Source organism: Ruegeria sp. AI3 (assembly GCF_056541245.1).
In genome coordinates this window covers 178722-192243 of sequence record NZ_JBQFYA010000005.1, presented here as the reverse complement: position 1 = coordinate 192243, position 13522 = coordinate 178722, and the positions used below count along the sequence as shown (strand labels likewise).

Below are 13522 nucleotides of genomic sequence, written 5' to 3'. Positions count from 1 at the left end.
TCAACAAAGGCGCCTTTGAATGCTCAACTTTACCATCAGACGACTGGTGCTGGCCGTACCCACGCTGCTGTTCATCAGCCTCGTCATCTTCCTGCTGCTCGAGCTTGCCCCAGGCGACCCGATGGCACAGGTTCCCCTCACCGTCCCCCCCGAAGTCAAAGAGAAGATGCGCGAGGCGTTAGGCCTTGGCCAGCCGATGCATATCCGGTTCTGGAAATGGATCGTGCAATTCTTCTGGATCGAACCGCAGGTTCTGATCGACCATATGTTTGGCACCACCTTCTCAGAAGGTGACCTGCGTGTGATTTCGTGGCAGACCCGCTCGCCCGTCATGGACATCGTCGTTCAGCGTATCCCGCAGACCCTGTGGGTGGTTGGCACCGCCTATGTGGTTGCTATCCTGATCGCCCTGCCCATCGGCATCTATTCCGCATACCGCCAGTATTCTTGGTTCGACCAGATGGGTACCTTCGTGTCGATGGTCGGCTTCTCGGTCCCGCCCTTCTTCTCGGGCGTGCTGGTGATCGTGATCTTCTCGGTCCAGCTGGGCTGGTTCCCATCGATCTATGACACGACTCACGTGGTGAATAGCTGGGATAGCTTCGTCGTACAGCTGAAACAGATGATCATGCCGGTCATGGTGCTGGCGCTGCAGATCACGGCGCAGTTGAGCCGCTTCATGCGCGCTTCAATGCTGGACAACCTCAACCAAGATTACGTTCGTACCGCCCGCGCCAAAGGGCTGAGCGAATACACGGTTGTGATGGTCCATGTCCTACGCAACTCGATGATCCCGGTGGTTACCGTTATTGCGCTGGGTATTCCGGCCATCTTCGGCGGCGCAATCATCACCGAGCAGGTCTTCAAGGTGAACGGTATCGGCCAGTTGCTGATCGGCGCGATTCAAGCCAACGACCTGCCGATGGTGCAGACGCTGACCTTCATCTTTGCCGTGTTGATCGTTCTGTTCAACCTGATCGCTGACGTTCTGTACGGCATTCTGGACCCGAGGATTCGCTATGACTGATACCGACAAATCAGACACGCTGGTCCCCGACGAAGGACTGGCCCCCGCTTCAACCGCATTGCCGACTGCGGGCGTGATGGACGACCTGGCCACCCCACCCCGCAGCCAGTGGCGCGATGTGTGGGATCAGTTCAAAACGCACAAAGGCGCGATGATCGGAGCGATCCTGTTCATCTTCATCGTCGCAGGTGTGTATTTGGGGCCGTACCTCTGGAGCATCGACCCAACCCAAATCGACATCCGGTCGCGTAATCAGGGCCCCAGCTGGGCGCACCCTTTCGGCACAGATCAGCTGGGCCGGGATATTCTGGCGCGGATGATGTCGGGGGGGCAGACCTCGGTCTCGGTGGGCATCACGGCTATGTTGCTGGCGTTGTTTTTGGGGTCGTTCATTGGTGTGATCGCAGGCTTCTTCAAACGCCTCGACGGGCCGTTGATGCGACTGACCGACCTGTTCCTCGCACTCCCCCTGCTACCGCTGCTGCTGGTCATGATGCTGCTGTTCCGCGAGCCTCTGTCCGCCGCATTCGGGCTGGAGCGTGGAATTTTCATCCTGATCGTCTGCGCCATCGGCATCACCTCATGGATGCCCACGGCCCGGATCGTACGCGGCGACGTGTTGGCCATCAAAGAGCGTGAATTCGTTCTGGCCGCACGCTCCATCGGCACCAGCAACCGGCAGATCATCACGCGACACATCCTGCCAAACGTGCTGTCTCCGATCATGGTGTCGGCAACGCTGGGGATTGCGACGGCGATCATCACCGAAAGCGCGCTGTCCTTCCTCGGGCTCGGCTTCCCACCGGACTTCCCGACTTGGGGCCGCTTGTTGTTTGATGGCGTCGACTATCTGCAGCAATACCCCGAGCGTGTGTTCTGGCCCGGCCTTGCGATCTCGCTGACTGTTCTCAGCGTGAACTATCTGGGCGATGGCTTGCGTGATGCGCTGGATCCGCGCATTCGCGGCCGGTGACAAAACTCAGTCGGCGCGCTTCAGCGCGCCGGCACAGACCACGATAAGCACCGCAAGCGGCAGCAAGACACCAAACGCCATCCGCAGCGACAGCAACTCGGCCAGAAACCCGATCAGCGGCGGTCCGATCAACAGCCCCCCATATCCTAGCGTCGCGACACTGGCGATAGCCTGTCCCGGTGGGGTGTTTGGGTCGTTGGCGGCCCGGCTGAACGCCAAGGGCATGATCACCGCATAACCGACCCCCATCAGCGTGAACCCAACCAGCGCCAATGGCGCAGCACCGGCAGACACCACGCAGAACACCCCTATCGCAGCAAAGACACCACCACCCCTCGCCGCTGCGACCGGGCCGACGCGCGCGATGAGGAAGCCGCCTGCCAAACGACACACCACCATTGCTACCGAAAAAACAGCATATCCCAAGGCTGCGACGCTCTCAGCGGCCCCAGTAACGTCGCGCAGGAAAAGGGCGCTCCAATCTGCGAGCGCACCTTCCCCCAACGCACCGCATAGCGCGGTGAAACCAACGAGGATCAACACCCCGGACGGGAATGCAAACACGGCACCTTGAGACTGCTCCGCGCGGCGCGACGTCCATCGCACCCATGACATAGCCAGAGCCAAGGCGACAACAACACCCCCCGCAACCAGGAAATGCTGCAGAACAGTCGCATCCAACTGAACCGCTGCAAATCCACTGACCGCCCCGAGGCCGGCACCAAGGCTCCACATCGCATGAAATGAGGACATGAGCGGTTTGTCGTAAGCCTGCTCTACCTCGGCTGCCCAAGCGTTCATCGCCACGTCCATCGAGCCATGAAAGGCACCGAACAGAAACAGGAACGCTGCAAGCATGGTGAAGCTGTCGGCCAGCGCCAGCAAAACCAGCGAAAAGGTGTACAGCACCGCGATGATCCGCGTGATCGATACGGCCCCAAACCTGTCGGTCAATCGCCCAGTAACCGGGAAGGAGCAGACGGCACCTGCTGCCATGAATAAAAGGCCATAACCAAGCTCTTCATGGCTGAGGTTCAGGTGATCGCGCACCGCCGGAATGCGAGAGGCCCAGATACCGAACAGGGCACCATTCAGCGCGAACATCGCGGTGACGGCGCGCCACGCAGAAACGACACTGATCATATTAAAGCTCCGCTTGTTTGATGCGCTTCGCCGGCTACTAGTACAACGCTACCAAACAGAGGCAAGCGCCGCTCACTCCAGCCGACGCCGAATTCTGCGGACGCCCACCCAAACGGCCAGAATGACCGGAACCGTGACCAAAGCAGTCAACATTCCCTTGCTGATCCCCGCCGACGTCAGAGGATACAGCAGATAGCTGACCAGTGAGACGGCGTAGTAGCTGATGGCAACCACCGACAACCCCTCGACCGTTCGCTGCAGGCGCAGGGCCTGATCAGCGCGGCGGTCCATGCTTTCCAACAAGGCCTGGTTCTGCGCGCTGCGTTCCACGTCCACACGTGTTCGCAGCAGATCTCCGGCGCGGATGGCCCGGTCTGACAGGGCCTGTAGGCGCAATTCAGTCGACTTCACGGTCCGCATCGCAGGGTCATAGCGGCGCATCATGAAATCGGCAAAGGTCTGCCCCCCCATGAACCGCTCTTCCCGCAAAACCTTGACGCGTTGGTTAACGATGGCCTCGTAGGCACCCGTGGCCCCAAACCGAAAAGAACAGCGTGCCGAGATCGTCTCCAACTCGGTCGAGGTTTTTAGAAGCTGCGGTAGCATATCATCGGGATGTTTGCCGCCATCGGTCATCTCGCCCATCAGCGCGGTCAGCTTCTGATCCAACTCGCCAATGCGCGTTGTCAGAGATTTGACCCGCGCAAACCCCAGCATGGACATGGCCTTGTAGGTCTCGATTTCGCACAGGCGCTGGATGATCCGTCCAACCCGGCGCTCTCCAGTTCCATCCGACACGAACAGCGCAAACCGCATGTGCCCTGCGGGGTCGATGCGAAAATCGCTGGCGCAGATCGCGGCATCGTCTAAAACGCGCGACACAGCAAGGCTTTCGGGTTCGAACCAATCCGGTAGCAGGTTCTGGACGACGTCATCCACTGGGCGCGGAACAACCCGTAGCAAAGCCGACGTGATCCTTTGGCCGGGACTGGCCATCATCCAATCCGGGGGGAAGACTTCGAAGTCGGCGGGGTTGAACGCCCGCTCACTCACGTTCTGAGAGATCGCGGTAAAGGTTACGAACTCAGTGTGTTGCTCCCACTTGAGCCAATAGCGTCCGATCTGCCCCGCATAGTGGGTCGCGTCGGGCTGAGGGTGCTGCGCGCCGTGGCGATCCAGCAGATTGATCAAATGCGCAATGTCGTCCTGCCGGTCCCCACCTTGCGACGTGCCGGGCTTCTTGATCGCCAGAAAGGCAACCGTGCATGGAACCTGCGCCACCGGAAAAGGTCGGGCGTGCAGTTCATTGGCAAGCCGATAGCGTAAAGGGTGGTCATCGATTGGCGTCATGCGGGGCTCCGATTCATCCGACACACTATACGGCACACCCAAAATACATCAATTCCCATTTTATTTCAGATACTTACAAGAATGCGACGGTATACATTCCAGCCAATTCATTGATTTGGCTGCCATAGCTCGATGGGATTGCCCTCGGGATCGTGGATACGGGCAAATTTGCCCACCTTGCTATCCCAATCCGGATTGGTTTCGACGGTGATGCCTGCGTCCTGTAGCTGAAGTGTCAAAGCGGCCAAATCATCAACCCTGAAATTGATCATCCACTGCTGCTCGCTTCGGCCAAAATACGCGGTATCCTGCGCAAAGGGTGCAAAGACCGTATAGCCTTCGGCCTGCTTCCAAGGGACCGGATCGTAGTGGTTTACCCCCAGGTGCTTTTCATACCATTCACTCAGGGCCTTGGGGTTCTTGGCGCGAAAAAAGACCCCGCCGATTCCGTTTACTTTCTCCATGAACTTGCTCCCACACAGTGCCTGTCAGACCTAAAATAGCATATCAAGCCTGCTTCATCTGGCTGCAATACTCTGGAGGCGCGAAAGCCAAGCCCGTTTCAAAGTAGAAAAGAAAAGGGCGCCCGCAGGCGCCCTTTGCAATTGAATTGTGCGTTTTGATCACTCGATCATCGGCAGCAGCTTATCCAGAGACTGCTTGGCATCGCCATAGAACATGCGCGTGTTCTCTTTGAAGAACAGTGGGTTCTCGATGCCCGAATAGCCAGTGCCCTGACCGCGCTTGGACACAAAGACTTGCTTGGCCTTCCAGCATTCCAGAACCGGCATACCGGCGATGGGGCTGTTGGGATCCTCCTGCGCCGCAGGGTTCACGATGTCGTTCGAGCCGATGACGATGGCCACGTCCGTGTCCGGGAAATCGTCGTTGATCTCATCCATCTCCAGCACGATGTCATACGGCACCTTGGCCTCGGCCAGCAGAACGTTCATGTGGCCCGGCAGACGTCCGGCAACGGGGTGGATCGCAAAGCGCACCTCTTTGCCCTTGGCGCGCAGCTTGCGGACCAGCTCGGACACCGATTGCTGTGCCTGAGCGACAGCCATGCCGTAACCCGGGATGATGACAATGCTGTCCGCATCGTTCAGCGCAGCGGCAACGCCGTCAGCCTCAATCGCGATTTGTTCACCTTCGACAGCCATTTGCTCGCCCTGCGGGCCACCGAAACCGCCCAGGATCACGCTGACAAAGTGACGGTTCATCGCCTTACACATGATGTAGGACAGGATCGCACCCGACGAGCCGACCAGAGCGCCAACAACGATCAGCAGGTCGTTGCCAAGGCTGAAGCCGATCGCGGCTGCCGCCCAACCCGAATACGAGTTCAGCATCGACACAACCACCGGCATGTCAGCACCACCGATGCCCATGATCAGGTGATAGCCTATGAACAACGCCGCCAGTGTCATCAGGAACAGCGGGAACAGACCGCCCGAGCTGGTGTACCAAATCAGACAGATCAGCGAGAGCCCCGCCGCTGCTGCGTTCAACATGTGACCACCGGGCAGTTTGGTCGCCGCCGAGGTCACTTTTCCGGCCAGCTTGCCATAAGCCACGACCGAGCCGGTAAAGGTGATCGCACCGATGAAGATGCCCAGGAACAGCTCAACATGTAGGATCGCCAGTTCCGCCGGAGTCTTCTTGGCGATCAACTTGGCAAAGGCGCCAAGGTCGGACAGGTCCGCCTGACCCGCGCTATCTTTGATCGCCATGACCTGAGCCACGTTTCCGATCTCGAAATGCGCGTTGAAGCCGACGAACACAGCCGCCAGACCAACCAGCGAGTGCATTGCGGCAACTAGCTGAGGCATCTCGGTCATCTGGACGCGCTGCGCCACGTATTGACCGATCAAACCGCCGCCGATGATCAACAGGATGGACAGCAGCCACAAGCCCGAACCCGGACCGACCAGTGTGGCGAAAACCGCCAACGCCATACCAACGATACCGTACCAGACCGCGCGCTTGGCGCTTTCCTGGTTCGAAAGGCCGCCGAGCGACAGGATGAATAGGACAGCCGCAACAACATAAGCGGCAGAAGTGAAGCCAATCATATGCCCGACCTCCTTAGGATTTCTGGAACATGGCGAGCATGCGCCGGGTTACGAGGAAGCCGCCGAAGATATTGATCCCGGCCATGAACACGGACAGTGCCGCCAGCAGAATAACCAGGAACGACCCGGACCCAATCTGCATCAACGCCCCAACGATAATGATCGACGAGATCGCGTTGGTGATCGCCATCAGCGGTGTGTGCAAGCTGTGCGCAACGCCCCAGATCACCTGGAAGCCCACAAAGATCGCCAAAACAAAGACGATAAAGTGCTGCATGAAGCTTGCCGGAGCGATCAGCCCCACCAGCAACATCAGCGCGCCACCAACACCCAGCAGGGTGAACTGCTGCTTGGTCTGCGCCTTGAAGGCTGCGATTTCCTGCGCCTTCTTCTCTTCCGGGGTCAGTTCCTTGACCTCGGGCTTTTTCTGCGCCGCAATCGCCTGCACCTTGGGCGGCGGCGGCGGGAAGGTGATCTCACCCTCATGGGTCACGGTCGCGCCGCGGATCACGTCATCTTCCATGTCGTGATTGATCTGACCGTCCTTCTCAGGCGTCAGGTCTGCCATCATGTGGCGGATGTTGGTCGCATACAGAGACGACGCCTGCGCCGCCATCCGGCTGGGGAAGTCGGTATAGCCGATGATGGTCACGCCATTGTCGGTCACGATCTTCTCGTCCGCGACGGTAAGCTTACAGTTGCCGCCTTTCTCCGCCGCCAAATCGACGATGACAGAGCCCGGCTTCATCGCTTCGACCATATCCTTGGTCCAAAGCTCGGGCGCTTCGCGGTTCGGGATCAGCGCGGTGGTGATCACGATGTCCATCTCAGGCGCCAATTCACGGAACTTGGCCAACTGCGCTTCGCGGAACTCCTCCGACTGAACCGATGCATAGCCGCCAGTGGCCGCGCCGTCCTGCTGGTCTTCTTCAAAGTCCAGATAGACAAACTCGGCCCCCATCGACTCGACCTGTTCGGCCACTTCGGGGCGCACGTCGAACGCATAGGTGATCGCACCCAGCGACGTCGACGTCCCGATCGCGGCCAGACCAGCCACACCGGCCCCCACGATCAGCACCTTGGCAGGGGGCACCTTACCCGCCGCCGTCACCTGACCGGTGAAGAAACGACCAAAGTTGTTGCCCGCCTCGATTACCGCGCGATACCCAGCGATATTCGCCATCGAGGACAAAGCGTCCATCTTTTGCGCACGGGAAATACGCGGAACCATCTCCATCGCGATGACATTCGCGCCTTTGGACTTGGCAGCCTCCATCCCTTCTTCGTTCCCGGCCGGGTTGAAGAAAGAGATCAGCGTCTTGCCTTTGGTCAGACGCTTCAGCTCGGTCTCATTCGGCTGGCGCACCTTGGCGACGATATCCGCAGCTTTCCAAAGCGACGCCGCGGTTTTCATAACCTCGACACCGGCCTCTTCATAAGCCGCATCAGAAAAGCCTGCCGCAGCACCGGCACCCTTTTCGATCAGGCAGTCATAGCCCAGTTTTTGCAGCTGGCGCGCCGAGTCCGGCGTCATCGCCACCCGGTTCTCACCGTCAAAAACTTCTTTTGGCGTTCCTATCTTCAACGGAGAGCCTCCTTTACTTTCGATATGTTCGCGCGAGTTCTTTGCATCTTTCGTTCAATCCCCACCTACATTGCGAAAGATTATTTCGCAACTGCAGCATTCGTTACGTTGTGTCATTGGCAGTACACCTTCAAATCCAACGCCGCGTCTTTTGCGCATAACGGGCGAAGTCAGCGCGAAATTTGCGGCGCAAGCGATCCTCTTCCGGCTCGATAAAGCGGCGTTCCAGGATCCAGACGAAAATCGGCACGAGAACCAGCGACAAGACCGCATCGAAGCGCAGGATCAAACCGGTCAGGATAAGAACGTCCCCCAGATAGATTGGGTTCCGGCTGCGTTTGAAAATTCCGCTTTGCACCATGCTGGATGGGGTCTGGTGTGGCATTACCGTCGTCTGATGGCGGCGGAATTCGACGACCGCCAGAACAGCCAAAAGAATACCGCCCCCGACTAGCACGCCGCTGGCAAGATCAGTCAACCACCCTTCAAGGGACAGTCCAAAGGACAGGTGTCGCGCTTGAAACCACGCGAGGCAAGCCGCCCCCAGCAACCAGATCGGAGGGATGTCGATTTTCTGCATTCGCGCTGATTACCTGTCGATATCTCTCAAAGAAAGTGTCGTTTTCGACAGTTTGTCTACCGCTTTCCGACCTTAAGATCAAAACATCAAAAGGTCGCGGCAATTTATTTCGGAGATATGCATCGGTAGACAGCGCTTAGCGCATCCGATAGCCAACGGATATAACCAAAATAAACAACAGGGCCCAGCCGGAATGACCGACTTCAAAGCAACCAAAGCCATGTTCGAACTGCCCGAAGGCATTCTCTATCTTGACGGCAACTCTCTGGGTCCGTTGCCAAAGGCGGTTGATGCGCGTCTGCACCAGACGGCGACGCAGGAATGGGGGCAGATGCTGATTACCGGTTGGAACAAGGCCGGATGGATGGGATTGCCCACGGGTCTGGGGGATCGGATCGGATGCCTGATCGGGGCAGAGGCAGGCAGCGTTGTGGTGGGTGACACGCTGTCGATCAAAGTCTATCAGGCCGTTGCTTCGGCGTTGGAGCTGAACCCGAACCGCAAGGTTGTGCTGTCGGACAACGGCAATTTCCCATCCGATCTGTATATGGCGGACGGATTGCTGCGCTCTCTGGGCGCGGAGTACGAATTGCGCGTTGTCGCCCCGGAAGAGGTCGCTGAAAGCATCTCCGAAGAGGTCGCCGTTCTGATGCTGACCGAGGTCGACTATCGCACTGGCCGTATGCACGACATGAAGGCGCTGACCGAATTGGCCCATGCCAAAGGTGTGGTGACGGTCTGGGATTTGGCCCATTCCGCCGGTGCAATTCCGGTCGACCTGGCCGGGTGCAACGCCGATTTTGCGGTCGGTTGTACCTACAAATACCTCAACGGCGGCCCCGGTGCGCCCGCGTTCATTTACGTTGCTCCGCGCCTGTCCGACCGTGTGCGCCCGGCGCTTTCGGGATGGCTGGGGCACGAAGCACCGTTTGCCTTCGATCTCGACTATCGTCCCGGTTCAGGGATCGAGAGGATGCGGGTCGGTACCCCTCCGGTCCTGCAAATGACCGCGCTGTCTGCGGCGATGGATGTCTGGGACATGGCCGAGATGGCCGATGTCCGGGCGAAATCCATCGAACTGACCGAATTGTTCATCGCAAAGGTCGAGGCCACCTGCCCCGGCCTAACCCTCGCCAGCCCACGCGATCCGGCGCGGCGCGGTAGTCAGGTCTCATTCCACTTTGCCGAAGGCTATGCCGCCATGCAGGCACTGATTGCCCGCGGCGTGATCGGAGATTTCCGCGCGCCAGACATCATGCGCTTTGGCTTCACGCCACTTTATGTTGATGAAAGCGACGTGGAACAGGCCGCAGAGACTCTTGCGGACATAATCACCAATAACCTGTGGGACCAACCCGAGTACAAAATCCGCCAGCGGGTTACTTGACTTCGAGTCCGGCACCCAGCAATTCAGCCAATTGCGAGATGCGCTGCTCGAATTCAGCCGCGTTGGTCGCGGTCATCTTGACGCCCATCAGGGTCGCGGTGATGGTCTTCGCGGTCTCTTCCGGGCCGTTTGGCAGGCGAACGCGTCCGGCGCTGTCTTCGCGACGCAACCAGTCGGCATAGAGCGCGGTCATTTCCGCCTCACCCTCGGCCAGAATGTCCGAGGCAGTCGATTTGCTGGTGTCCAGCATCTCTCGCCCGTGGGGAGAGGTCAGTATCTCAGCCAACCCCTTGATCTGGCCGTCAATCGCGCGCGCCAAACGCTGGGACACGCTACCATTGCCCGACAAGGCCCGCGATACGTTTGCGGTTTTCTCGGCGTAATGCGCGCGCGTCAGGCTGCGCACGATCGCCTCTTTGTTCTTGTACTGCAAATACACGGCTGGGCGCGACATGCCCGCCCCTTTGGCGATGTCGTCCATCGAGGTTTTGCGGAACCCATAGGCCGCGAACGCCTCAAGCGCCGACGCAAGAATGGCCTGTTGCCGCGGATCGTCCTGTTTTTCCGTCATGAAACCGATCTGACACTTTTCGTTTAATTTGTCAATTGACATACTGACACTTTCAGACAATTATGTCAGAAACCGCCACAGCTACGAGAGGTGTGCCATGGCAACCGCGCTGAAGATCAACGGCAAGCAACATCAGGTTGACCTGCCCGACGACGTCCCCCTGCTTTGGGTCCTCCGGGATGAGGTCGGCCTGACCGGAACCAAATTCGGCTGCGGCGTAGCTGCTTGCGGCGCCTGCACCGTGCATATCGACGGAGAGGCCGTGCGCTCGTGCCAGGTGTCGCTGTCCGATGTCTGGGGCGATGTCACCACAATCGAAGGCATCGGCTCGCCCGAGGCGATGGCCGTGATCCAGCAGGCTTGGGTGGATCATCAAGTCGCGCAATGCGGTTACTGTCAGTCCGGTCAGATCATGCAGGCGGCGGCTTTGTTGGCCGAAAACCCCGCCCCAACAGATGCGGATATAGATGACGCGATGCAGGGCAACCTGTGCCGTTGTGGCACCTATCCCCGCATCCGCGCCGCGATCCAAGATGCCGCTGGCAAGTTGCAGGAGGCTTAAGACATGGGCAAAGTTGGAAAAATTCTGCGCCGCACTTTCCTGATCGGCTCGGCCGCGATTGTCGGCGGTGTGGCCTTTGGTGCCTACTACGTCACCCGTCCCGCCCCGAACCCGCTGAAACCCGGCGAGGGTGAGGCCGCGCTGAACCCATTCATTCTGATCGACCAGAATGGCGTCACCCTCTTCGCCCCGCGTGCCGAAATGGGACAGGGCGTAAGGACAACCTGGGCTGCTTTGATCGCCGAGGAGTTGGACGTCGATCTTGATCAGATCAACGTGCTGCATGGCCCGGCTGCGGCGGCGTACTATAACTCCGCATTGGTTGGCGAAGGGCTGCCAAACAAAGGCTACGACATCTCGAACTTCCAGCACAATCTGGGCGAGGCGCTGGGTGTCCTCAGCAAAGCGCTGAGCCTTCAGGTCACCGGTGGCTCGACCTCGATGAAGGACGGGTTCGAGCGGATGCGGCAGGCCGGAGCATCGGCGCGTGAGACGCTGAAGCGGGCCGCTGCCGACCGTCTGGGGGTTGACCCGTCGCAATTGCAGACGGCATCGGGGCACGTCATCGCACCCAATAGTGACAAGATCGCCTATGCCGACCTTGCGATGGATGCGGCCGGTCTTGAGCCGGTCGAGGTGCCTCTGCGTGACCCGTCCGAGTGGCGGTATCTGGGTCAGACCCAACCGCGTCTGGACATGGTTGGCAAGGCGACTGGCACCGCAGAATTCGGCGTAGATGTCCGCCTGCCCGGTATGAAATTTGCAGCCGTGCGTATGAACCCCAAGCTGGGCGGCGCGATGAACGGCTATTACGACAGCGCTGCAAAAGACATGGCGGGGGTCGAACAGATCGTTGATCTGGGCACTGGCGTTGCGGTCATCGCCAAAAACACATGGCTTGCCAATCAAGCGGTCGAAGCGATCGACGTTGATTGGGGGGATGCCACCTACCCGCCGGAAACCGACGGCATCTTCGCCAAGATCGCCGAGGCGTTTAACGACGCCCCGAACTCGACCATGCGTGACGACGGCGACGTCAGCGTCACACCCGAAGGCGCGACCGAAATCACCGCCGAATACCGCCTGCCCTATCTGGCCCACGCCACGATGGAGCCGATGAATGCCACCGCGCTCTACACCGGCGACACTCTGGAACTGTGGTGCGGCAATCAGGCCCCGACTCTGATCCAATTCCGCGTCGCCAATACCGCCGGTCTGGATACGGATGCGGTGCAGATCCACACCACCTATCTGGGCGGTGGGTTTGGTCGTCGTGGGGAACTGGATTTCGGCGAGATCGCCACCAAGGTCGCCATGGCCGTGCCCGGCACTCCGGTCCAGACGACCTGGAGCCGTGAAGAAGACATGCGCCACGACTACTACCGCCCTGGCGCGATCGCTCGGCTGCGCGGTGCTGTGAAGGATGGCAAAGCGGTGCTGATCGACGGCGCGGTTGCCGCGCAATCCTGCACGCAGCAAGCGGTTGAGCGCTATACCGGTATGCCCGGTGCAGGGCCCGACAAGGTTCTGGTCGAGGGCTTCTTCAACCAACCCTATGCGGTTCCGAACTACCGGATGAGCGGCCATATCGCGAAGCTCGACGTGCCTGTTGGCTTCTGGCGCTCGGTCGGCAATAGCCACAACGGCTTTTTCCACGAAACCTTCATGGATGAGATGGCCCATGCCGCAGGACGCGACCCGCTGGAATTCCGGCTGGAGTTGATGAAGACCGAACACACCCCCTCGGCAGGTTGCCTTGAAGCTGTGAAAGAGATGTCGGGCTGGACCGGCCAAACCCCGGCTGGCGTCGGTCGCGGCGTTGCCTTTACCTACAGCTTTGGCACTCCGGTCGCGCAGGTGATCGAGGTGGTCGACGAAGACGGCACCATCCGCATCAACAAGGCGTGGATCGCCTGTGACATGGGTCTCGCGTTGGACCCAGAAAACGTCAAGGCGCAGATGTTCGGTGGAATGATGTATGGCCTGAGCGCCGCTTGCTACGGCGAAATCACCTTTGCCGAGGGCGAAGTCGAGCAGTTCAACTTCCCCGACTATGACGCAATTCGCATGCACACGGCTCCGCAGGTCGAAGTGCGCGTTCTCGAGACCAACCGCCATATGGGCGGCGCAGGTGAGCCCGGTACACCCCCCTCAATGCCGGCCTTAGGTAATGCGCTGTTTGATCTGACCGGAGAACGCGCGCGAACCCTGCCGCTGATCAATCAGTTCGACCTACTGATTTGATCGCGACGCACCGGTCCGGCATCCC

At 59.4% G+C, this 13522-nt stretch carries 12 protein-coding genes; 5 read left to right on the top strand and 7 right to left on the bottom strand.

Annotation, left to right across the window (positions count from 1 at the left end):
• Positions 1-19 precede the first annotated feature (19 nt).
• The gene (locus ACRZ95_RS10250; RefSeq protein WP_170375080.1) at positions 20-1027 is read left to right on the top strand and encodes an ABC transporter permease; all 1008 of its coding nucleotides are present in this window, start codon (positions 20-22) and stop codon (positions 1025-1027) included.
• Complete coding sequence (locus tag ACRZ95_RS10245) at positions 1020-2000, top strand: ABC transporter permease (protein ID WP_170375078.1); 981 nt, start codon at positions 1020-1022, stop codon at positions 1998-2000. The genes ACRZ95_RS10250 and ACRZ95_RS10245 overlap by 8 nt, the downstream gene beginning before the upstream one ends.
• A 6-nt stretch (positions 2001-2006) precedes the next feature.
• On the opposite strand, the gene ACRZ95_RS10240 is transcribed toward ACRZ95_RS10245, so the two are convergent.
• From ACRZ95_RS10240 to ACRZ95_RS10215, 6 genes are all read right to left on the bottom strand, one after another.
• Entirely contained in the window at positions 2007-3143 is a 1137-nt protein-coding gene (locus tag ACRZ95_RS10240) for an MFS transporter (protein WP_170678495.1), read from the bottom strand.
• A 72-nt stretch (positions 3144-3215) separates the two neighbouring features.
• Positions 3216-4493: a DUF3422 domain-containing protein gene (locus ACRZ95_RS10235; RefSeq protein WP_170678493.1), complete on the bottom strand. Its 1278-nt coding sequence runs from the start codon at positions 4491-4493 to the stop codon at positions 3216-3218.
• A 107-nt stretch (positions 4494-4600) separates the two neighbouring features.
• Positions 4601-4957 carry a VOC family protein gene (locus tag ACRZ95_RS10230; protein WP_170678491.1) on the bottom strand — a complete coding sequence of 119 codons (357 nt, stop codon included), beginning with the start codon at positions 4955-4957 and terminating at the stop codon, positions 4601-4603.
• Between the two features lie 159 nt (positions 4958-5116).
• A complete protein-coding gene (locus ACRZ95_RS10225; RefSeq protein ID WP_170375069.1) occupies positions 5117-6568 on the bottom strand; it encodes an NAD(P)(+) transhydrogenase (Re/Si-specific) subunit beta in 1452 nt (483 codons plus the stop codon).
• A 13-nt stretch (positions 6569-6581) separates the two neighbouring features.
• On the bottom strand, positions 6582-8153 hold the full coding sequence (locus ACRZ95_RS10220; protein ID WP_170554269.1) for a Re/Si-specific NAD(P)(+) transhydrogenase subunit alpha: 1572 nt from the start codon (positions 8151-8153) through the stop codon (positions 6582-6584).
• A 130-nt stretch (positions 8154-8283) separates the two neighbouring features.
• Positions 8284-8733 (bottom strand): methyltransferase family protein, encoded by a 450-nt coding sequence (locus tag ACRZ95_RS10215; protein WP_170678489.1) that lies wholly within the window; start codon positions 8731-8733, stop codon positions 8284-8286.
• 193 nt (positions 8734-8926) lie between these two features.
• Here ACRZ95_RS10215 and kynU point away from each other — a divergent pair, with 193 nt between their 5' ends.
• Positions 8927-10120 carry a kynureninase gene (kynU, locus tag ACRZ95_RS10210; RefSeq protein ID WP_170678487.1) on the top strand — a complete coding sequence of 398 codons (1194 nt, stop codon included), beginning with the start codon at positions 8927-8929 and terminating at the stop codon, positions 10118-10120.
• On the opposite strand, the gene ACRZ95_RS10205 is transcribed toward kynU, so the two are convergent.
• Positions 10113-10691, bottom strand: coding sequence for a TetR/AcrR family transcriptional regulator (locus ACRZ95_RS10205; RefSeq protein WP_170678485.1), 579 nt, complete (start codon positions 10689-10691; stop codon positions 10113-10115). The two genes, kynU and ACRZ95_RS10205, sit on opposite strands and share 8 nt — an antisense overlap.
• A 97-nt stretch (positions 10692-10788) precedes the next feature.
• Between ACRZ95_RS10205 and ACRZ95_RS10200 the strand changes: the two genes are divergently transcribed.
• Positions 10789-11253: a (2Fe-2S)-binding protein gene (locus ACRZ95_RS10200; RefSeq protein WP_170375059.1), complete on the top strand. Its 465-nt coding sequence runs from the start codon at positions 10789-10791 to the stop codon at positions 11251-11253.
• A 3-nt stretch (positions 11254-11256) separates the two neighbouring features.
• Positions 11257-13497 carry a molybdopterin cofactor-binding domain-containing protein gene (locus ACRZ95_RS10195; protein ID WP_170678483.1) on the top strand — a complete coding sequence of 747 codons (2241 nt, stop codon included), beginning with the start codon at positions 11257-11259 and terminating at the stop codon, positions 13495-13497.
• The last annotated feature ends 25 nt before the right edge of the window (positions 13498-13522 follow it).

What these genes read in the sequence shown, in the direction of transcription:
- ACRZ95_RS10225 (WP_170375069.1), bottom strand. Translation starts at nt 6,568, where the DNA reads ATGATTGGCTTCACTTCTGCCGCTTATGTTGTTGCGGCTGTCCTATTC.
- ACRZ95_RS10215 (WP_170678489.1), bottom strand. Translation starts at nt 8,733, where the DNA reads ATGCAGAAAATCGACATCCCTCCGATCTGGTTGCTGGGGGCGGCTTGC.
- ACRZ95_RS10240 (WP_170678495.1), bottom strand. Translation starts at nt 3,143, where the DNA reads ATGATCAGTGTCGTTTCTGCGTGGCGCGCCGTCACCGCGATGTTCGCG.
- ACRZ95_RS10205 (WP_170678485.1), bottom strand. Translation starts at nt 10,691, where the DNA reads ATGACGGAAAAACAGGACGATCCGCGGCAACAGGCCATTCTTGCGTCG.
- ACRZ95_RS10250 (WP_170375080.1), top strand. Translation starts at nt 20, where the DNA reads ATGCTCAACTTTACCATCAGACGACTGGTGCTGGCCGTACCCACGCTG.
- ACRZ95_RS10200 (WP_170375059.1), top strand. Translation starts at nt 10,789, where the DNA reads ATGGCAACCGCGCTGAAGATCAACGGCAAGCAACATCAGGTTGACCTG.
- kynU (WP_170678487.1), top strand. Translation starts at nt 8,927, where the DNA reads ATGACCGACTTCAAAGCAACCAAAGCCATGTTCGAACTGCCCGAAGGC.
- ACRZ95_RS10245 (WP_170375078.1), top strand. Translation starts at nt 1,020, where the DNA reads ATGACTGATACCGACAAATCAGACACGCTGGTCCCCGACGAAGGACTG.
- ACRZ95_RS10230 (WP_170678491.1), bottom strand. Translation starts at nt 4,957, where the DNA reads ATGGAGAAAGTAAACGGAATCGGCGGGGTCTTTTTTCGCGCCAAGAAC.
- ACRZ95_RS10235 (WP_170678493.1), bottom strand. Translation starts at nt 4,493, where the DNA reads ATGACGCCAATCGATGACCACCCTTTACGCTATCGGCTTGCCAATGAA.
- ACRZ95_RS10195 (WP_170678483.1), top strand. Translation starts at nt 11,257, where the DNA reads ATGGGCAAAGTTGGAAAAATTCTGCGCCGCACTTTCCTGATCGGCTCG.